The sequence below is a fragment of the Vibrio sp. 10N.261.46.A3 genome (genome assembly GCF_041472995.1).
GTDB classification, from domain to species: Bacteria; Pseudomonadota; Gammaproteobacteria; order Enterobacterales; family Vibrionaceae; genus Vibrio; species Vibrio coralliirubri.
Genome location: NZ_JBFRRH010000020.1, coordinates 23802 through 42744 on the forward strand (window position 1 = coordinate 23802; position 18943 = coordinate 42744).

An 18943-nucleotide genomic window follows, 5' to 3' on the forward strand; every position below is an offset into this window, starting at 1 on the left:
ATGACTTACATGAAAGCGGCGACGGCGAGCATTGACTTAAACGCGCTCGAACATAACCTGAACCAGATAAAGTCGAAGGCTCCTCAGTGCAAGGTCATGTCTGTTGTGAAAGCCAATGGCTACGGACACGGCTTACTGCATATAGCCAAGCATTCAAAAAGCTCTGATGCTTTTGGTGTAGCGCGTATTGAAGAAGCGTTACAACTTCGTGCTGGTGGCATTGTTAAACCTATTTTGTTGCTGGAAGGATTTTACTCTTCGGGCGATTTACCCATCCTGGTGACCAACAACATTCAAACCGTGGTGCATTGTGAAGAGCAATTAAGCGCGCTAGAGAATGCAGATTTGGAAACACCCGTTGTGGTATGGCTCAAAGTCGACAGCGGCATGCACCGATTAGGTGTTCGCCCTGAGCAATACCAAAACTTTGTTGAGCGTTTGCATCAATGTGCGAATGTTGCCAAACCTCTACGTTACATGAGCCACTTCGGTTGTGCTGATGAACTGGATAGAGCAACCACTGTTGAACAGACAGAGCTTTTCTTATCTCTTACCGAAGGTTGTGAAGGTGAGCGTTCACTTGCTGCCTCTGCGGGTTTGCTTGCTTGGCCAGACAGCCACCTTGATTGGGTTCGTCCGGGAATCATCTCTTACGGTGTTTCTCCGTTTGTGGATAAATCAGCGCAAGAGCTTGGATTTTTGCCTGTGATGACCCTGACCTCACACCTAATTGCCGTTCGCGATGTGAAAGCCGGTGAAAGTGTGGGTTATGGCGGAAACTGGACCAGTGAGCGTGATACTAAGGTTGGTGTTATCGCGATTGGTTATGGTGATGGCTATCCTCGCACTGCACCTAACGGCACTCCAGTGTTCGTTAACGGTCGAAAAGTACCGATCGCAGGACGTGTATCAATGGACATGCTAACGGTCGACCTTGGCCCTGATGCTGCAGATAAAGTCGGTGATGAAGCGACATTATGGGGTAAAGATTTACCTTCAGAAGAAGTGGCAGAACATATCGGCACTATCGCGTACGAGCTAGTCACTAAGCTGACTTCGCGTGTTGCGATGGAGTATGTGAAGTAGCTATGGATCTTGTAAACTAAATGATGTTCAAGCGAACTACTCGACACTGGCTAACGTCAGTCTTGGCGTTAGCCAGTGTCAGCTTTTCTTCTTCTGTCTTGAGCGAAGAAAAAGATTCAGCCTTTGTCCCTTTCTATTTTAGTACTGAAACTTTGGGCAATACCTTTGGGGTTGCGGGTGTCGCAAAGGGCGTTTGGCAACCTCAAGCCGCTCTGTTTGGTATGGCACTCTATTCAGACAAAGACAGTTATGTCGGTTTCTTATCTGCCTTTAACTACGCTTTGTCTGAGAATGTTTTATTCAGTACTCAGGTGTACCAAGCGCGCTTCAACGACAATCCTTATTACATAGGCTCTCAAGGCGATAACGATTCATCTATTGATGATAAAACCATTGCCGATGGCTTAGAACAGAACTATCAGTTTGAATTCAAGTATTTGCTACCTTGGGGCAATGTTGCAGAACATGGCTTGTTAGGGGCTTTTCAGCCAATCAAAGATGTGAGTTTTGCTTCGCCAGTCGAGTCGGGTGTCAGTTCGATTATCTTCACGCCTTTTTATACGGCACGTGAGCTAGAAGGTTTAAACAACACGGAAGAGGCGACAGGCTTTAGTCTGGCGTTGGATTGGGATAACCGTGATAGCACACGTAACCCAACCACGGGCTCTCATACTAACCTTGAATTCACGACTGGCGCAGAAAGCTGGTCTAACGATGATTTGTGGCTCAAGTGGACCTTCCAAAACAGTCAGTACTTCGCATTAGGCCCTTTAGGTGACCTGTTCGACCAACAAGTCGTGGCACTCGATTTCTATACTGCTGATACACCAACTTGGGATAACTGCTCTGGGCAAGATTGTGCTCGTCCACCGGAAACGGAACAAGCTCGATTGGGTGGCTTGTATCGATTACGAGGCTATACCGGAGGTCGCTACCACGGACGTTCTGCGGTTCATTACTCTGCTGAGTACCGAGTGATTCCTGACTGGCAACCTTTGGGTGATATCCCACTGATTAACTACTACGATTTGCCTTGGTGGCAATGGGTGGCGTTTGCCGAAGTCGGGCGCGTTGCTGATGAGTACGATATTAAAACACTGCACTCGGACATGAAATGGAGCTTAGGTGGCGCGGTGCGTTTCCAAGTGGAAGGCATTGTTGTACGTGCTGAGTTGGCGCGAGGTGGTGATGAAGGGACCTTTAGGGTCATGATAAACCAGCCTTTCTAAGTTCGGTTTTATCTGCAGCATATCCATTTATAATTAGAGGGTGACACATCACTGTGCCACCCTTTTTTATTATCTATCATTATGTTTATTAATAGCTTATTACTCTTGGGTAATTATGATCACTCACCTTGAATAGTCGCAATCACAGTGCGGCTGCCACCACAATCTCGATGCTCACCTAAGTAAATACCCTGCCATGTTCCTAAAGCTAAACGTCCGTTGCTAATCGGTATTGTCACACTGGTGCCAAGTGTCGATGCTTTAATGTGGGCAGGCATATCATCATCGCCTTCGTAGGTGTGTCTGTAGTAGGGCGCTCGCTCGGGAACAAACTTATTGAAGTGCGACTCCATATCAGTACGGACGGTAGGATCTGCGTTTTCGTTTAATGTGAGGCTGGCTGAGGTATGTTGGATAAAAAGATGTAATAAACCAACAGATAAAGAATTGATATCGTGTATCTGTTGTTCAATTTCATCAGTAATGAGATGAAATCCACGCTTTCGTGCATTTAGGTGTATAGTCTTCTGAATCCACATACGCCATCCTTTATAATGTATTTGGAAAAAAAGTGGTTTAACGCTATCTTTTGAACTTGAATTTATCAGGTATCGCTCACATTTAATTATGTTAGAGCTAGAGTCAGTACCGATTCTTGTATCAGGAAATCTAATCCTGATTTATCTCAAGGTACAGCTCTTCATATGCGGCATAATACGTCGTGAAAAAAAATTACAAAGAATCTTTCAGTGGTGACGCGGTTTGGTCATCACAGAAAAATATAAACTTTCGCCTAATCGGGGGTTCTATTCATCACCCAGGTGATGTTTAGAATAAAACCTACAGTAACATCGGGATAGATACCATGTTGAAAAATATCAACCCAACGCATACACAAGCGTGGAAAGCTCTAACTGCACATTTTGAGTCTGCTCAAGATATGGATATGAAAGAACTGTTTGCTCAAGATGCAAAGCGTTTCGAGAGCTTTTCTACTCGTTTCGGTTCTGACATCTTAGTGGATTACTCTAAGAACCTTATCGATGCTGAAACTATGCAGCACCTATTTGCTCTTGCGAACGAGACTGAAGTTAAGTCTGCAATCGAAGCAATGTTCGGTGGTGATGCAATCAACAAGACTGAAGGTCGTTCAGTACTTCACACTGCTCTACGTAACCGTAGCGACAACCCAGTAATGGTTGACGGCAAAGACGTAATGCCAGCAGTGAATGCAGTACTAGCAAAAATGGAACTGTTCACACACCGCATCGTTTCTGGTGAGTGGAAAGGTTACACAGGTAAAGAGATCACTGATGTAGTTAACATCGGTATCGGCGGTTCGGACCTTGGTCCATACATGGTGACTGAAGCTCTAACGCCATACAAAACTCGTCTAAACATGCACTTCGTTTCTAACGTAGATGGCACTCACATCGTTGAGACACTTAAGCCTCTGAACCCAGAAACAACGCTATTCTTAGTGGCATCTAAAACATTCACGACTCAAGAAACAATGACGAACGCGCACTCTGCACGTGATTGGTTCTTGGCTGAAGCGGGTGACAACGCACACGTTGCTAAACATTTCGCAGCACTATCAACGAATGCAACCGCGGTCGCTGAGTTTGGTATCGATACTGACAACATGTTCGAATTCTGGGACTGGGTTGGTGGTCGTTACTCACTATGGTCTGCAATCGGTCTTTCTATCTCACTATCTGTTGGCTTCGATAACTTCGTTGAGCTACTAGAAGGTGCTCACGAGATGGATAACCACTTTGCTTCAACTGAGTTTGAAAGCAACATTCCAGTCATCCTTGCGCTTATCGGTATTTGGTACAACAACTTCCACGGCGCTGAGTCAGAAGCAATTCTACCTTACGATCAATACATGCACCGTTTTGCTGCTTACTTCCAGCAAGGCAACATGGAGTCGAACGGTAAGTTTGTTGACCGTGAAGGCAACCCAGTAGAGTACCAAACAGGTCCTATCATCTGGGGTGAACCTGGTACAAACGGCCAGCACGCGTTCTACCAACTGATTCACCAAGGCACTAAGCTGATCCCATCAGACTTCATCGCACCTGCTATCAGCCACAACCCAGCATCTGATCACCACCAGAAGCTAATGTCTAACTTCTTTGCTCAAACTGAAGCGCTAGCTTTCGGTAAGACAAAAGAGACAGTAGAAGCTGAATTCCTAGCTGCGGGCAAAACAGCTGAAGAAGTGGCTGAGCTAGTACCTTTCAAAGTATTTGAAGGTAACCGTCCAACGAACTCAATTCTTGTTAAGCAAATCAACCCTCGCTCTTTAGGTAACCTAATCGCGATGTACGAGCACAAGATCTTTGTTCAAGGCGTTATCTGGAACATCTTCAGCTTCGACCAATGGGGTGTAGAACTTGGTAAGCAACTAGCAAACCAAATTCTTCCTGAGCTTGCTGACGATGCTCAAGTAACGTCTCACGACAGCTCAACGAACGGTCTAATCAACGCATTTAAAGCGCTTAAAGCTTAATTGAGTTGATAGCACCAAAAAAACGCCAACCTTCGGGTTGGCGTTTTTGTATCTGTAGAGCAAGCAATGGTTAAATCGCAGGTAATAAAAAAGGCTGGCATTATGCCAACCTTCTTTGATTTGATACTCAGTACCGCTAGAAATAAACAGTTGTTATTCGAAACAGATCTCGATGAAAGCATTACCCCATTGAGATGAGAAAGGCATGATGATGATTGCTCCGTCACATTTGTGACGAATCGTATGACCTTTACCGGAAACCACGATTGGCGTTGCCATATCGAAATCAAAACCGCTTTCCGCAAGAATACGTTTTGCACCGCCAGTCACCATGTTAGTGATTTCACCCACCATATCGGTCACTTCTTCGTTGAGGCCGTTTGGTCGTTCACCGAGCATGTTTTCCATGATTTCGAGAGCGAGACCTTAATCAAAGGTGATCGACATAGAGCCACGAGATTGTGTACCCACCATACCAATTAGGCCGGATACATCACCACGAGCGATTTCATCTTTCTTAACTCTCGGTTTTTGTGGCTTCAATTCTAGAGAAGCCATCGTTTTTAATACGTTCATCAAAGAAGCTAAAAACGGGTTTACAAATTCAGCGCGCATAATGTTCTTCTATAATCTTATTCTTTCATCTCGGAGGAGCAAGATTGGCAAATGCCATGCGATTCAATGACATGATTCGTCAATTGAAAGCCATGCTTCTCAGCGTTACTGGCGAGTAGGGTGACAAGCGCATCGTCTTGCAGTTCTATCACAGTGCCACATTTATCGCAGATCAGTAGTTGGGAGAAATGTTTGTTGGCATTGCAAGAACAGCAGCATATGAAGCTATTGGTTGACTCAACTCGGTGAATGAAACCTTGTTCCAACAAGAAATCCAAAGCGCGATAAACTGTAGGAGGCTTGGCCTGTGGTTCACTGACTTTCAACTGCTCTAATAATTCATAAGCACTGGAGGCTTTTTTATTAGAGAGGATGAGCTCAAACACTCGCTTTCTTTGAGGTGTTAATCTAACGCCTCGCGATGCGCATATCCCTTCAACTTGCTCTATTAATGTGTGGTCCAAATTTTTCACCATTCAATCGGACATCCCTAATCAAACCTTATTTCTAGGTTACTACGTTTTGGGAGCCAATGATTTCTATTAAAGTCAGGTACAGAGCGTATTGTGACCCACGACTTTGAATAAGACAAGGTAACTCAAAATGACAGTGTGACTCAAGGCATAACTGATTAATGAGGTTGAATTAGAGATCTGGTGAATAGGTTTATAAAAAAGTGTGAGGCAAAGTTCATATAGCACAAACAGGGCATAGCATTTACAATAGCCGACCTTGCTTTTGCTGGGTATTCCAGCATATTTTTTTGACTCGCTACTAGGGTACTTTGCCATGACACATTCATGTAGGTTGTCCGTCGCTCCCATGCTCGATTGGACTTATTACTCATAAAATAGTGCCACTTCACCCGTCAGGGGGATCTATTGGGAACCTACTCACCGTAGAGGGGGGTTAATTCACATATCGAACACCCTTCGAAATGCAGACGCGCTGGAAATAAAAAACCGCTCAATGAGCGGTTTTTTATTTAATTATTAAATCTTAACTCGAACTTTTCATCTGATTCGCACAAGTAAATAATGAACTCAATAAAAGCAATGATCGCAGGGATCATGGTCCAACAAAAGATTAAATAGAGAAACCCCAACCCAATCTTACCTAAATAAAATTTATGCGCACCAAAACCACCGAGAAAAAAAGCAAACAACGCAGCCGTAACACGACTTTTTCCACTATTTTGTGTGCCTTGCTGGGCTCCGCAACCGGGGCATGATTTAGCCGTCTCATGAATCTCTTTCCCACAACCTTTACAAAACATTTATTACCTACTCATCCATTTAATTTAAGTGCATATTATTTCATGACTTTTATGCGCTTACAAATCCTTTCACATAGCCTGAACGGAGGTGATTTCACTAATTGTAAATTACATCTATTGATCCGAGAGTCGCCACCGTCATCTCAAACCGCTCCTCTTCCATCTCGATACCAATGAACTTCCGATTGAGTTTTAAGCAAGCGTGACCCGTTGAGCCCGAACCCATAAACGCATCCAGAACCACAGCCCCCTCCATGCTGCTGGTTGCAATAATATGCTCCAGCATGTCAGCAGGCTTCTCACAAGGATGCTTGCCTTTGTAGTACGGTACAGGCGCATAAGTCCACACATCGGTGTAAGGCACTTCCGCTGTGACAGAAAAGGGACGCCTTAGTGCTTGGTACTCTTTCTTAAGGCTGTCGTATTCCTTGATCAGGCTTCCGTATTCTTGATTCAATTGCTGGTACTGCGCCTGCAGATCTTGGTGTGGCTTTTCAAGGCTCTTTGCTTTTGACTGAAATAATATCTGTAGCTGCGCGTATTGCTTTTCGTTGGGTAATTTCCACTGACTTTCAGAGAACCAATGGGAGCACATCTGCGTTCCTGTCGCGCTATTGATTTCTTTCGCGCTGATATTCAGCGCTTGCTTGGCATTTTTAAAATAATCAATTAAGGGCTTGAAAACAGCTTTCTTTGCCTCATGACACTGAGTGGTGTAACCGCTGCTGCCTTTTGCCAGTCCCTCAGCGCCATAATGCCCAGCAAAGATAATACGCTCGGTCGCAGGAAAGAACGCGCGTAAGTGCGGCTTATGCGCTCGCTTCCACACGCCACTTGGTTTTGCCCATACGATATGGTTTAGCACATCAAATCGCTGCTTAATCAGCAGCTCGGTTTCTGAGGCCAGTTTTGAGCCGCAAAATAGATACAGACTGCCAGAGGGTTTTAAAACTCGATATAACTCTAGAGTGACCTCATCGAGCCACGCCAAAAAGCTCTCCACATCTGGCCATTGATTATCCCACGCGTTTTTCTTCACTTGAAAATAGGGCGGGTCAGTGAGAATTAAGTCAACCGAATCATCGGGCATGCTTTTAAGGTAAGGGAGGCAGTCTGAATGAATGAGTTGAAGTTGGTTTTGGTGTAATTGAACGGTGCGCATAGCGACTCCTGTTAGAGCCTTGAGCAAGGGGTACACCGCCACAGAGTGTGGCGGTGTTAGGTTTATGCTTCCTCTCCAAACGTCGTTTGGGTCTCAGGTACTCAAGGCATAAATCAAGAGAACATCATACCAATGAAATTTATGACTGTATATACATACAGTTTATGCGCGAATGTATTCCCCTGTATCAAGCTTGCAAAGATACCCCCAAAAGGCCAACTGCTCACACACAAAGGCAATATGGCAAGCGCTGTGCCCATTAGGGATAATGTAGTCTGGCGTCATAGGGAATCGAGAGGCTGTGCGTATAATGCGATCAACCAGCTCTGCCTGCTCTTTATCTTTCACTAGCATTTACGCGTCCTCATTATAAATATTGTCCAACATCACCATGTGCCCATATAAATCGGTCGCGAGACCTGACTTCTGGAGCACCATTTCATGCATTAGGGTTTCTTCGGTTGCACTTTCGCCTCGCTGATTTTTTACCTTCATCTCATCACAAAGGTGCGCATTAATATCAAACATAGCCTGTCGAAGCTGCTTGGCCAATTCAGTGGCATGAGCGATATCTTTCTTTATGGTTTTGCTGGTCATTTCTTTACTCTTTACGCGGGTTTTATTTGATAACAAGACCGTAGCTCTGAGTAGCGCAGGCAGCGAGCGGGCTTTTTTAAAGAAGAGAGGTGTCGTGCAAAGTGCGAGATTTATCCAGAAACCTCTCGCTTTGCAGGCGTAGGCATGGTGACTCGCCCCTTGATGTTGGGGCGAGAATAAGTAAAACGGACTAATAAGCCAGCATCATGTTTCCCACCTCAACGTCCAATTCCGTTGTTGAGTTGGTATCAATACTCTCCACCGACACGGGTGCCACGGAGTCAATGGTAAGCTTCACCTCGGAACGCCCCATCGTTTCACTTGGCGCAAGTGCCTGATAGGGCTCTTGAGATGGCAGCGCAGATAGCGAACCTTGCGAACGAGGCACTTGACTCTCTCGAGACTGGTAAGGTGTCACACCCATGTCGAGCGAGAAGGACTGAATGTCTTTTGCTTGCTTTTGCATATCCATCACCCCTTCCATTTTCCCCGCGGACTCTGGCAACTTCATTTTTTTCAGCGATCCCCCCTGACTGGGCAAGCCAACCGCCTCACTATCCCTCTTCAAATCCTTCAGTTTTCCTTGCATCTCATCCAGCCCAGAAGTGGAGTCTGAGGTGTCGATTTTCCACCCATCAGGAACGAGAGAGTCGGGCAGCTTGTTAATCATCTGCTTTATCCCCTCCCAGACAGAACTCACAGCATTAGAGATGGTATCCATCACGACGGTAAATCCGCCCATCTGATCAATTAACCACCCAAAGCCTGCAATCACAGCCGCAATCCCCAACACCAACAAACCGAAAGGGTTGGCAGCTACAACAAGGTTAAGCCCAATCATGGCTACCTTTAAGCCCACCACGATACCAATAACGGTTGAGAAGTTGTTTATTGCCCAAAGCAAAGCGCCCCCTAAGAACTTCAGAGCATTGAAGACACCAAGAACCGACTCTCGCACTTGCTGCATCGCACCCTCTCGCCACTCCACATTCTTCATGTTACTGCCAATTTCTTTGATGACACTTGAAAGCTCCCCCATGATGGGTGTCAGCGCGTCAATCTTAAAGGCGTCAAAGATAGCGCTCATGTCTTTCATTGCTGCTGTATAGCTGACGGCATTATCAATTGAGGCGGGCGAAATGTTTCCTCCCGACTCCTCCAGCATGACCTTGGCTTTCTCAAAACCCTCTTCACCGCTCTTCAAGACCGCCAGTAGTTTTTCACTGTCTCCACCAAAAAACTCATCCGCCATAAAATTCTGCTTGGACACATCGGTTTCATTGGCAATCTCACGCAGCAAAACTTGATAAGCCTCACTCGCGTCTTTGGCATTCATTAGATCTTCGTAGGCTTGTTGATTACCCGTATCGATGAAGTAATCATTCATCGCACCGCTTTGCAGCGTTTTCATCTCACCCCATCGAAGTGACATCTCCTTAATGGCGGCATCCATATCTTCCGCCTCTGCGCCCGCTTGCGTCGCCTGAAGCCTCATGGCCTTAAGCTCATTAACGGGCATATTGACATCATCCGCCGCGCGCTGCAGGGCGGTAAGCTCTGACGCCGTTTGGCCTATCACAACCCCAAAGCCCGCGATAGAGGCAAGTGCGCCTGTTGCCCCCATCGCCGCCCCTTTAGCTCCATCAACAGTGGGCAGGGTGAGCGCCTTGTTAATCCCCCTAGGAATAACCATCGCCTTCTGGAGTTTTTGATGCTTCTTGGAAAGCGCAGTGATGGATTCACCTTGCTTTTTGTACGTCTTGTTTAGCTTGGCGGACGCCGCGTCCAAATCGTGCATCTTAATGCCCGTCTTTTTCATGCTTTTTGCCAGAGAAAGTAAATGCCCTTTACTGTCTTCTTGCGTGTCATTGAGCTGATTTAACTTGGCGCGTTGCTTGGTGATTTTTTCTGTTAACGCCGCGCTAGAGCCCCCTGTCTTTTCATTTTGAGCCTCTAATGCCTCCAGCTTTTCCTTGGCGGTCGCTATCGCCAGTGTATTCTTTTTCATTGCCTCTCGGGTTTGCTTGAAGCTATCAATCATCCCCATAGAGCGAGAGAGGTCTCCCTGCTGATCTTCCAGCTTGGCGATGGATTTTGCGTATACGTTGGTTTCTTGGGTGATCTTTTTAAGAGGCGCCGTCGCCTTATCGTTCACCCCCATCACCACAGACAGATTCATCTTCATAGTATTTACTCCTACAAAAAAGAGAGCCTATTGGCTCTCTGATTGAACTCGCTGCTTGGCCAATTCCCGAAACATTAATAAATCGTCGTAACTTAGCGCATCTATCTCACTGGGTGGCCAATGAAAGGCCACCGCAAGGTCGGCGTAATAAGGTTCAACACAGTCTATTACTGCTCCGTATTGACGAAAAAAGACGCAATCGCGACCAAAATAGGCGCCCAGTTCTCAATCTCAATGTTCAGCACATCTCGCTCATTCAGAGTTGAGATTTTAGGAAGCAGTTTTTCACCAGCAGCGAAATCCATCTGACACACATCAACCAACGTTAGGCCGCGCAAATGCCCAGCGTTAGGTTTGGTCAATACCAGTGACTCACAGCGCTCACCGTTGATGTCCATTGGCACGGCCAGTTTCACTGTTTTTTGGTGGCTCTTATTTTCAATGGGGCTGGTCATACCCTAACTCCTCTTTCAGTTGTTTTAGCTTGCCTTTTCGACCCCCCTTCTTGGGGGCGAGCGTCATAACAAGCTCGAATAGATTATGAGCGCGCGCCTTTTCTCCTACTTCCAAGTGCCAATCTCCGACTAGGCGGAACATTTTCACTTTGAGTGGTGCGTTGGTCGCAAGCCTCCCAGAGAGCAAATCGTCTACACCGGTTAGCAGGTACGAACGCTGAAAAGAAACACCCCCTTCGGTGGCATCGAGTGAATATTTGAACACGTAGCCTAAAAAGGCGGTTTGTCCGTTCATCTTCCAGTTGGATGGCGCTTCCAATCCGTCATAGATAGCATCGCGAAAATCCGCATAGACTTCATCCAGTCGACCCAAATCCACATACCACAGGTAGAACCACCACATCACATCGAGCGAGCCGTAGTTGCCTTTGTGCGACAAGCGCAAGCGCTCAATAAGAGGGCGATACTTTTGTATTAACTCTTCTTTGAACGGGTCTTTTTCTTTTGAGCCTGCCAGAGTCTTTAAGTAACTCAAATCTTGCTTGAGTATCAGCTGAGTGCTATCCCACGTTTGACCATCAAGCGCTGGAAACTCACCTGATGGAGTGGACGGCGGGGTGTCATTTGCCACTTCAGCATCCAGCCGCTTTTCTTTTAAGGTGTCTTGCTGGCGTTGCTTTTGCGCTTGGCGTTTCATTAATATCGATATCATGTCACCCCCGCTATGAAATAAGCTCTAGACCGTTGAATAAGATCTCTAACTGGCCGTCTTTAACGTTGAGAGAAAGAGGCTCGACCACCCACGCATCTCGAAGGGTGTACGTTTTGCCCGTATTAGTTTCAAAGATGATATCTTCACCTGTGAAATCTTTGAGTGCATCTTCGTCCGTATCCTTTGCATGGATAATAGTGGCTTTAATCGATGGTGCATCGGAATACACCTCGGTATACCCAAGCACACCATCATCGCCCATCACGGGCTCTCTCTTTAAGTTGCCAAATCCAACCTCAGCGCCTTCTTTAATAGGTAAGCGCCCTAGCGAGCCCGCATTTAAAACACCACGACTGGTAATTTGCGTTGCCATTGATTACTTCCTAAATTGAATTTTGCCTGCAGTGATAATAAGGCCATTCACGAACTGCGGAGAATCTTGGTAGTTCGCACGTTGCTTGTTGGATTCGTCAAGCTCAACGATGAGCGATTTTTTGTAGCCCGCAAAATCTTGGGCGATGCCACGAAGCTCTAACTCCCGATAGAGCACAAGCAACTCCGAAGCCAACATGCTTGGCGTGACAATGGCTTGACCCGCGGCAAACTTAGTGCCGTCCTTAGCCAGCTTATGGCGACCATACTTACTCAATATGCGAGTGCGCTGCTGCTCACGAAAGTACATCGCCGTTGCGGGCGTCATGACATCCAAGTAGCCATTGTCAGCCACACCCGCAGAATTTTCGGTGTAAGCGGTGATAGGTCGCTCGACAATTGCTTGCTTGGCAGTATTGACAACATAAGTGCTCATACCTTCGTGCAGCAACATATTGCGCTCAGCCAGCGTCCATTCACTGTCCGCATTTGAGTAAACGCCGTTCATCACCAAAGTTTGAAGTGGGCGACACGGGTCAGTTGCGAGTGAAGGAGCAATCTGTCCAACCCACGCACCTATCGCCGCCGCATTGCTTAGGTCTTCGTTATCGGCATTGCATAGCTGATTGACAGGCAAAAAGCTTATGAGGTGGCAATTGCTTTTCTCGCCAAAGGTAATTTGCTCTGCGTGCGTCCCTTTATGAGGAATGTAAGCCAGAGCAGGGATTTGATTCATCGCGTCATAGCGCTCTTCAAGCAATTCACCTAACTCACGCACCGTCGCTTCATCATTTAACGTGCAGATAATGTGGTGGTATTGAACATCCCCTAACGCAGCAAGGGCAGAGGTAATATCGCCTGCTGCAACACTGATTGCATAGATGGGCATCACCTCATCTTGCTTACGAAAGTAAGTGATCGCATCCTCAATTTCAGAGCGAGTACCATCCTTACTAAATTCAGCCGCAGCGATGGTTTCATCCATACATAGCACCACCGTATTAGGGGCAGCTTTCGCTTCAGTGACGGCGTTGCCTATGACCAAAAGAATTTGCTGCGTAGTAGCACTATTGGCAAGGCTGTGGTCAATTTCGATGTAACAACCCGGTACGCGCAGGTTGCTCGGCACTTCATTAAAGCTCACACTCACGACTCACCTCCCGCTTTAACTGCTACATCCGAAACGGATCCTTCTTTTAGACGTCGAAGCCAGTACAAATTACGCGGCTTCACCTCACCCGAGGCCTTGAGCGGCTCGCGCGTCACAGGATCTCTTACGGTCAGTTCTTTTTTAGGTTTAATTTTAAATGTCTTCATTCTCGACTCTCTTGTTGAGTGAAATACGTTGCCGCCATCGCAATAAGCTCCCGCTCCAGTGATGGCGTCCATTCAATGAAAGCTCGCTGGGGCATTTGGTAGTTTTTCTTTACCTTTACCCCTCCCTCCCATCGACCTACCTTGCTGTTGTAATAGCCGTTAACACGAGTCGTAAATGAAATTTTTGAGCCTTCATTGTGCTCGCGACCAATGCCGCCTGCGACCCCCGTCAGCCCCACAGCAAAATGCGCATCGCTGACCTGAGTGCGTAGCCCTGATGAAAAACCACTCAGCATATTGCCTGCATTTGTGGTGTTTCGCGCTACCTTGACGCGCTTATGCTTAGCGCCATGCTTTCCCTGTGCACCTTGACGAACGAGCGATATCGCCCTTGCGCTGCGAGCTTGGTAGGGCTTTCCATCCACCTCTCGCTGCGCGCGAATTTGCGCTCTGAAAAACTGCCGCGCTCGATTGGCCATCCGTTTGTTTAACTCAAACTTTTGCGAAGCGGTCATCACCAGACCCTCCACCATTTGAGTGAGCTGCTCTGGGGTGGCTAAAGTGCGATCACTCATGCTCACCTTGACTACGCCCCACAAAATAAACCAGCTCGTCGTGATCGCTCTCTTTTGCCAAAGCCTCAAACTCATTATCACAACGATAGCGCTCTCCAGCCTGCTGCCACTCACCACGCTCATCACTGGTAAGGTTGAATGTCTCCTGCATATCGAGACTGAGCTTTAAATCAAATCGCCCACCATCGAGAGGCTCAACCGCAAAGGTTGGCATCGGCAGCCCTTTTTCAGGCCGGTGTGGGTCGTGCTTGTTAAGCCAGCACACGATATGCATAAATAGCGTTTCAGGGCGAAGCTTGGCATCTTGAACAAAAATAATGGCGGTATACTCCACCTCAAAACCGTCAACATGCTCACCTTGCGTGCAAAATATGGCGCCATTTTCTGCCCACGCATCAAAGCGTTTAGCGTCGGCAATGTTCGCTTTAAACAGGTCTGTCAGACCTTGCAGGGCTTTCATTACACGCGCTCAAAGCAGTAGGTTTCATAACCATGCAGCAACAAGTCGATCGCTTGTCGATATTGCACTTCGCATACTTCTTTTTTTTGACTCAACGCCTCCTGCCTATCGGCTGCGTCTTTTGTCGCATCCCCACTTAACTGAATGCCAATAAGTTCAGACGCCGTCAGAGCAAATACCGCTTGCTTATAAAGCGACTCTGCCGAGTCATCATCCCCAAAGGTTGCTTGGGATAATTCAGCCAAGTGTGAGAACGGCGCTAAGATAGATTTAAGCTCCGAATGCACCTTGATTCTTGAAATAATGGCGCAGTGCAAAATGCCTGCCTCTGTCTCATTACTTTGAAAATGAAACAGAGACTGAAACTCTGAGATACTCAGGGCAGGGTACTTACCTTTCGCAGGAAGCTCCGACTCATAGACGTCATCTTTATTGCCAACAAATTCAGCCATAATCAAAACCTTAAAAGTGAGGGAATGCAGGCGGCCATCGTTGCTTTCATCTTCCGCGTCAGCGCAGATGATGTCGCGATAGAGCCTGCATTGGTTGGGTGTTTGTTAAGCGCTAGACCCAAACGCCATCAATCTTGAGCTTGACGTTTTTGAACTCGATAGCCGCTGCTTTACCCAGCTCTTCAATAACGTAAGCCATGTTCATGGATTCAAAGTTTTCAATCTGGTCTTTGGCATCGTTCTTCTTACCAACAGAGCGGCGAATTGAATCTGCTTGAATGTAGATGGATAGGTTGTCGTAGCTTGTCACCATGATGCCCGTTGATGGGAAACCCGGCACTTTCACAGCAGGCAGGCCGCCGTAAGTGCCGATCACTTGCATGTCTTCAACTTTGCCTTTCTCGCTTGGCGTATTGCCGTGCGCTTCGTAGAACTTGGCTTTGTCGTAAGCAAGTAGATCGGAGCCGATAATTGCGATTAGGTTTGAATCGTTCTCTACAGCTGGGTGTAGCAGGTTCTTAGTGTTAAGAACGGCTAGGTCAAGGTTGATGAAGTCACCACCCTCGCCAATTCGAACTTCACCAGCGGTGCCAACTTCAGTAATTAAACGATCTGCATTCCGATCACGCATGGCTTGGTACCAACCTTTGTTGACATCTTCACCATTCGGGTTTGCTTGCGGGTTGGTGTTCGTTGCTGCTGATTCACCAAACCACCCAATCGCTACTTTGTTGGCGTCAATTTGCTCACGGTTTGACTTGCTTAATAGTGCGCTGAAGTTTTTATGGTGTGCCCATGCATCAAGCTTGGCGTAGCGAACGGCTGTATCAAAGTTAGTTTGAATACAGTTGTACGGCATTGCGCCTAAGCTAGAGTGGTCTTTTGGCTTACGCTCGCCATCACCAGAGGTGTCAGTACGGCTTGCGATCATACCTGTTACGCCAAGACCAATTGACTCACCGCTTTGGCTTTTGACTGGCACGATGTTAATACGGCCTAAGAACCAGTTACTCTCACGAATGGCAGCAATGATTTTTTGTGCACCACTTGGCGTCACGTTAAACATTTGCGTTGCATCAGCGACATCGTTTTGTTTTGCGACTGCTTTAGTGTAAGCATTCAGCTTTAATTCGGTACTTCTTTCCATTATCTTGCCTAAATACGTTCGTTATTTGGTAGGGCTGAATTAGTGCTCACAGGTACACTTCTTCATCGTCTTCGCCGGCGAGTTTGCGCTCGTCTTCGTCTGTCAGCTTGCTAAGTTTCTCTAACTGATTACTTAGCTCACCAACTTGAGTTGATAAGGTTTCAACTTGGCTTTTTAGCTCAGTAACTTCGGCGCTCTCTTCACCCTTTGGTGGTGCTTCTTCTTCACCATCGTCTTCTTTGCTTTGAGCTGAGAGGCAGGTCACCAGTTGGCCCAGTTGGTTGCTTAGCTCTTTATTCTGCTCGATACTTTGCTCTAGCAGCTCTTCGGTTTTCTTAGGCATGTCTTGCGACCCTTTTTGGTTAGAAAGCTGCTCTTGCGTTTCGCCTTTGAGCAGGCTAGTAAGTTTTTGTAGTAGCGAGCGCTCATCTTCATTTTCATCTTTTTGAGACAATTGCTCTGGATTAACAAGGAAGTGAGAGTGGGCGTGTGACTTTTCAGCGCCACCTGCAGACAATTGGATCTGTGTCGTACCCAATGAAGCAGGCTCATCCGTTAAGGCAAGGCCGGTAAGGTAGGCTTTGCCCGTATCAGCAAACTTTTCGTAAAACTCGCAAGAGGTATGCAGGAGCTGCCCTCGCTCAGCGGTTTCAAGCAGCAGCGAGTTAGGCTTTAATACAGCAAACAGCTTGTCCTCTCTTTTTTCCACAGACAGCACAGAGCCATACATATAACTCCACGGGTAGTGGTCAGCATTGATGCGAGCAGTGTAAACGCTAGGATCGTAAGACTCCGCGATCTCATCAATGGTTTTTTGCTCAATAACTCGACCATCAATGGTCGCGCCCGCTTGTAAGATGCAAATCGGCTGGGACTGAAACATCGTCATACTCTCCAAAATTTGATAATTCCAATCTACCCAATCCTCACCCCTTTTTGTATCAGCCTTAGTTGTAAACGCTGGATATAGAAATCGTTCAAGCTGAGTAATCACGGACGCTGTAGCACTATGCGGCTATGAATATTGATACGACAGACACGCCGCTCTACACCCCAAAGCAAACCAAAGCGTTTGAGTTATTTCTGCGCCAAAGAACCCCCAATGAAATCGCCAAGCAGCTGGAGGTCACTGGGCGCACGATTCAAAAGTGGATAACCCAATTTAACTGGAAAGCTCTGCGAGATGACGCACCCGTAGAGCTCATGCTTCGTCAGCGCATTGCTTATTTGATGTGGGTTGACCGCAAACTCGAATGCCAAGAGCGCGAATTAAAGATGCTGCTCGATCAGCACTATAAGAATCAGAAATCTGAGCAGCGCACTCGACCTGCTGATCAGAACGATGGCGACAAGAGGCGCGGGCGAAAACCCAACAAAGTGAAGAATGACATCTCCAACATCACGAAAGAGATGCTGGACGAATATCGAGAAAAAACCTTCTTCGAGTACCAAAAAGAGATCCACGCTCACAAACAAGACAATGAGATAAACGAGAGGCGCTTCTACTTAAAATCTCGCCAAATAGGACTGTCGTTTTACTTTGCATGGGAAGCCTTTGAAGACGCTGTACTTAGCGGTGATAACCAAGTATTCATATCAGCCTCAAAAAAACAGGCTTACATTTTTAAAAACTACATCCGAAGATTTGCGCTAGAGCTGGCTGAGGTAGACCTAAAGGGCAAGGATGATATTGAGCTGAGCAATGGCGCCAACTTGATTTTTGCCTCCACCAATGTATCCACCTCCCAAGGATTTAACGGCCATATGTATTGGGATGAAGTATTTTGGATCCCTCGCTTTGCTGAGTTGGACAGTTACGCAGGGGGGATGTCCATGCAGGCAAAGTTTCGCACCACTTACATTTCCACCCCCTCAACCGTAGCGCACGAAGCTTACCCTAAGTGGTCAGGTAAAAAAGAGCACAATATTGACATTAGCCATCAAGCGCTGAAAGGTGGCGCACTGGGCGCTGACCACTTGTTTCGACAAATGATCACCGTTGACGACGCTATCGCTAAAGGGGCTGATGGGATGTTCAGTATGGAAAAACTCAAGCGCCAATACGAGACCAAGGAAATATTCGATAACTTGCTGCGCTGTAAGTTTTTAGATGACAGCGCCTCCTTTTTTACACTCAAAGCGCTACTGGCCTGCAAAACGGATACAGACAACTGGCAAGACGTTGACCATGAGAGGGCAAAGCCCGTCGGCAATGCTGAAGTTTTAGTGGGCTATGATCCAAGAGGTGGCGGCACAGGCGAAGGGTCAGATGATGCGGGTTTAGTGGTTGCACTGAAGCCTAAAAACAAAGGCGGTGTATTTCGAGCCATCGAGAAACTTCGCTTGAAGGGCTCTAGCTACGAGCAGCAAGCAGAAACCATTCGAGGTATCACCGAAAAATATAACGTGGTTTATCTTGCAATGGACACGGGCGGCGTAGGGACAGCCGTGGCTGAATTGACACGAAAATTTTACCCTTCGCTGATTGAACTTAACTACTCACCAGAAATGAAGCGCATGCTGGCATACAAAGCGCGAGAGATTATCAACAATGGACGCTTTCAATTCGATAGTAACTGGGACGACCTAGTGCACTCCTTCTTGATGATTCGCCAGCAAACCACCGACAAGACGGGGCAGGTGACCTTTATCTCCAAGCGCAACAAAGCAGGCTCACATGCTGATTTAGCATGGGCATCTATGCACGTTTTGGCGTGGGAGCCCATTGACATTCATGCAGATGACGATACCAGTATCACGTTCTTCTAAAAATCGGAGTTAAACC

Annotated in this window: 22 protein-coding genes and 1 pseudogene; 4 read left to right on the top strand and 19 right to left on the bottom strand. The window is 46.9% G+C overall.

Annotated elements, in window-relative coordinates; translation table 11 throughout:
• Together alr and AB4484_RS04640 are read left to right on the top strand one after the other, a co-directional pair.
• Positions 1-1086, top strand: coding sequence for an alanine racemase (gene alr, locus AB4484_RS04635; RefSeq protein WP_017065624.1), 1086 nt, complete (start codon positions 1-3; stop codon positions 1084-1086).
• Between the two features lie 23 nt (positions 1087-1109).
• Positions 1110-2315 (top strand): BamA/TamA family outer membrane protein, encoded by a 1206-nt coding sequence (locus AB4484_RS04640; protein ID WP_372076729.1) that lies wholly within the window; start codon positions 1110-1112, stop codon positions 2313-2315.
• Between the two features lie 119 nt (positions 2316-2434).
• Here AB4484_RS04640 and AB4484_RS04645 read toward each other — a convergent pair whose 3' ends face one another.
• Positions 2435-2854, bottom strand: coding sequence for a secondary thiamine-phosphate synthase enzyme YjbQ (locus AB4484_RS04645; protein ID WP_004735849.1), 420 nt, complete (start codon positions 2852-2854; stop codon positions 2435-2437).
• A gap of 326 nt (positions 2855-3180) precedes the next feature.
• Between AB4484_RS04645 and pgi the strand changes: the two genes are divergently transcribed.
• Positions 3181-4833: a glucose-6-phosphate isomerase gene (gene pgi / locus AB4484_RS04650; RefSeq protein WP_048610687.1), complete on the top strand. Its 1653-nt coding sequence runs from the start codon at positions 3181-3183 to the stop codon at positions 4831-4833.
• 153 nt (positions 4834-4986) lie between these two features.
• Here pgi and AB4484_RS04655 read toward each other — a convergent pair.
• From AB4484_RS04655 to AB4484_RS04740, 18 genes and pseudogenes are all read right to left on the bottom strand, one after another.
• Positions 4987-5448 (bottom strand): annotated as a pseudogene (locus AB4484_RS04655) (chemotaxis protein CheX).
• A gap of 17 nt (positions 5449-5465) precedes the next feature.
• Positions 5466-5924, bottom strand: a complete 459-nt coding sequence (gene zur, locus AB4484_RS04660) for a zinc uptake transcriptional repressor Zur (protein WP_017059941.1) — start codon at positions 5922-5924, stop codon at positions 5466-5468.
• Between the two features lie 509 nt (positions 5925-6433).
• Positions 6434-6724, bottom strand: coding sequence for an NINE protein (locus AB4484_RS04665; RefSeq protein ID WP_372076648.1), 291 nt, complete (start codon positions 6722-6724; stop codon positions 6434-6436).
• Between the two features lie 97 nt (positions 6725-6821).
• Entirely contained in the window at positions 6822-7886 is a 1065-nt protein-coding gene (locus AB4484_RS04670) for a DNA methyltransferase (RefSeq protein WP_372076650.1), read from the bottom strand.
• 162 nt (positions 7887-8048) lie between these two features.
• Positions 8049-8240: a hypothetical protein gene (locus AB4484_RS04675; protein WP_372076652.1), complete on the bottom strand. Its 192-nt coding sequence runs from the start codon at positions 8238-8240 to the stop codon at positions 8049-8051.
• Positions 8241-8483: a hypothetical protein gene (locus AB4484_RS04680; RefSeq protein WP_372076654.1), complete on the bottom strand. Its 243-nt coding sequence runs from the start codon at positions 8481-8483 to the stop codon at positions 8241-8243. It abuts the gene before it with no gap.
• A 190-nt stretch (positions 8484-8673) separates the two neighbouring features.
• Positions 8674-10668, bottom strand: a complete 1995-nt coding sequence (locus AB4484_RS04685) for a hypothetical protein (RefSeq protein WP_372076656.1) — start codon at positions 10666-10668, stop codon at positions 8674-8676.
• Positions 10669-10695: 27 nt separating this feature from the next.
• Complete coding sequence (locus AB4484_RS04690) at positions 10696-10800, bottom strand: GpE family phage tail protein (RefSeq protein WP_372076658.1); 105 nt, start codon at positions 10798-10800, stop codon at positions 10696-10698.
• Between the two features lie 35 nt (positions 10801-10835).
• Positions 10836-11123, bottom strand: a complete 288-nt coding sequence (locus AB4484_RS04695) for a phage tail assembly protein (protein ID WP_372076660.1) — start codon at positions 11121-11123, stop codon at positions 10836-10838.
• Positions 11107-11835 carry a phage terminase small subunit gene (gene gpM, locus AB4484_RS04700; RefSeq protein ID WP_372076662.1) on the bottom strand — a complete coding sequence of 243 codons (729 nt, stop codon included), beginning with the start codon at positions 11833-11835 and terminating at the stop codon, positions 11107-11109. The genes AB4484_RS04695 and gpM overlap by 17 nt, the downstream gene beginning before the upstream one ends.
• 10 nt (positions 11836-11845) lie before the next feature.
• The gene (locus AB4484_RS04705) at positions 11846-12208 is read right to left on the bottom strand and encodes a phage tail tube protein (RefSeq protein ID WP_372076664.1); all 363 of its coding nucleotides are present in this window, start codon (positions 12206-12208) and stop codon (positions 11846-11848) included.
• A gap of 3 nt (positions 12209-12211) precedes the next feature.
• Entirely contained in the window at positions 12212-13357 is a 1146-nt protein-coding gene (locus AB4484_RS04710) for a phage tail sheath subtilisin-like domain-containing protein (RefSeq protein WP_372076666.1), read from the bottom strand.
• Entirely contained in the window at positions 13354-13524 is a 171-nt protein-coding gene (locus tag AB4484_RS04715; protein WP_372076668.1) for a DUF2635 domain-containing protein, read from the bottom strand. The genes AB4484_RS04710 and AB4484_RS04715 overlap by 4 nt, the downstream gene beginning before the upstream one ends.
• Complete coding sequence (locus AB4484_RS04720; RefSeq protein ID WP_372076670.1) at positions 13521-14099, bottom strand: virion morphogenesis protein; 579 nt, start codon at positions 14097-14099, stop codon at positions 13521-13523. The genes AB4484_RS04715 and AB4484_RS04720 overlap by 4 nt, the downstream gene beginning before the upstream one ends.
• On the bottom strand, positions 14092-14559 hold the full coding sequence (locus tag AB4484_RS04725) for a phage tail protein (protein WP_372076672.1): 468 nt from the start codon (positions 14557-14559) through the stop codon (positions 14092-14094). Before AB4484_RS04725 ends, AB4484_RS04720 begins: the two co-directional genes overlap by 8 nt.
• Positions 14559-15011, bottom strand: coding sequence for a head completion/stabilization protein (locus AB4484_RS04730; protein WP_372076674.1), 453 nt, complete (start codon positions 15009-15011; stop codon positions 14559-14561). Before AB4484_RS04730 ends, AB4484_RS04725 begins: the two co-directional genes overlap by 1 nt.
• Before the next feature lie 112 nt (positions 15012-15123).
• A complete protein-coding gene (locus tag AB4484_RS04735) occupies positions 15124-16158 on the bottom strand; it encodes a phage major capsid protein, P2 family (RefSeq protein WP_372076676.1) in 1035 nt (344 codons plus the stop codon).
• Between the two features lie 46 nt (positions 16159-16204).
• A complete protein-coding gene (locus tag AB4484_RS04740; protein ID WP_372076731.1) occupies positions 16205-17041 on the bottom strand; it encodes a GPO family capsid scaffolding protein in 837 nt (278 codons plus the stop codon).
• A gap of 134 nt (positions 17042-17175) precedes the next feature.
• On the opposite strand from AB4484_RS04740, the gene AB4484_RS04745 reads away from it, so the two are divergent.
• On the top strand, positions 17176-18927 hold the full coding sequence (locus AB4484_RS04745; protein WP_372076678.1) for a terminase large subunit domain-containing protein: 1752 nt from the start codon (positions 17176-17178) through the stop codon (positions 18925-18927).
• Positions 18928-18943: the final 16 nt, after the last annotated feature.

Bases quoted from the DNA above. Each gene is read 5' to 3' on its own strand.
- AB4484_RS04665 (WP_372076648.1), bottom strand. From the start codon at position 6,724: ATGTTTTGTAAAGGTTGTGGGAAAGAGATTCATGAGACGGCTAAATCA.
- AB4484_RS04695 (WP_372076660.1), bottom strand. From the start codon at position 11,123: ATGACCAGCCCCATTGAAAATAAGAGCCACCAAAAAACAGTGAAACTG.
- AB4484_RS04745 (WP_372076678.1), top strand. From the start codon at position 17,176: ATGAATATTGATACGACAGACACGCCGCTCTACACCCCAAAGCAAACC.
- gpM (WP_372076662.1), bottom strand. From the start codon at position 11,835: ATGATATCGATATTAATGAAACGCCAAGCGCAAAAGCAACGCCAGCAA.
- AB4484_RS04685 (WP_372076656.1), bottom strand. From the start codon at position 10,668: ATGAAGATGAATCTGTCTGTGGTGATGGGGGTGAACGATAAGGCGACG.
- AB4484_RS04645 (WP_004735849.1), bottom strand. From the start codon at position 2,854: ATGTGGATTCAGAAGACTATACACCTAAATGCACGAAAGCGTGGATTT.
- AB4484_RS04730 (WP_372076674.1), bottom strand. From the start codon at position 15,011: ATGGCTGAATTTGTTGGCAATAAAGATGACGTCTATGAGTCGGAGCTT.
- zur (WP_017059941.1), bottom strand. From the start codon at position 5,924: ATGGTGAAAAATTTGGACCACACATTAATAGAGCAAGTTGAAGGGATA.
- AB4484_RS04735 (WP_372076676.1), bottom strand. From the start codon at position 16,158: ATGGAAAGAAGTACCGAATTAAAGCTGAATGCTTACACTAAAGCAGTC.
- AB4484_RS04725 (WP_372076672.1), bottom strand. From the start codon at position 14,559: ATGAAAGCCCTGCAAGGTCTGACAGACCTGTTTAAAGCGAACATTGCC.
- AB4484_RS04670 (WP_372076650.1), bottom strand. From the start codon at position 7,886: ATGCGCACCGTTCAATTACACCAAAACCAACTTCAACTCATTCATTCA.
- pgi (WP_048610687.1), top strand. From the start codon at position 3,181: ATGTTGAAAAATATCAACCCAACGCATACACAAGCGTGGAAAGCTCTA.
- AB4484_RS04715 (WP_372076668.1), bottom strand. From the start codon at position 13,524: ATGAAGACATTTAAAATTAAACCTAAAAAAGAACTGACCGTAAGAGAT.
- AB4484_RS04675 (WP_372076652.1), bottom strand. From the start codon at position 8,240: ATGCTAGTGAAAGATAAAGAGCAGGCAGAGCTGGTTGATCGCATTATA.
- AB4484_RS04680 (WP_372076654.1), bottom strand. From the start codon at position 8,483: ATGACCAGCAAAACCATAAAGAAAGATATCGCTCATGCCACTGAATTG.
- AB4484_RS04705 (WP_372076664.1), bottom strand. From the start codon at position 12,208: ATGGCAACGCAAATTACCAGTCGTGGTGTTTTAAATGCGGGCTCGCTA.
- AB4484_RS04640 (WP_372076729.1), top strand. From the start codon at position 1,110: ATGTTCAAGCGAACTACTCGACACTGGCTAACGTCAGTCTTGGCGTTA.
- AB4484_RS04740 (WP_372076731.1), bottom strand. From the start codon at position 17,041: ATGTTTCAGTCCCAGCCGATTTGCATCTTACAAGCGGGCGCGACCATT.
- alr (WP_017065624.1), top strand. From the start codon at position 1: ATGACTTACATGAAAGCGGCGACGGCGAGCATTGACTTAAACGCGCTC.
- AB4484_RS04720 (WP_372076670.1), bottom strand. From the start codon at position 14,099: ATGAGTGATCGCACTTTAGCCACCCCAGAGCAGCTCACTCAAATGGTG.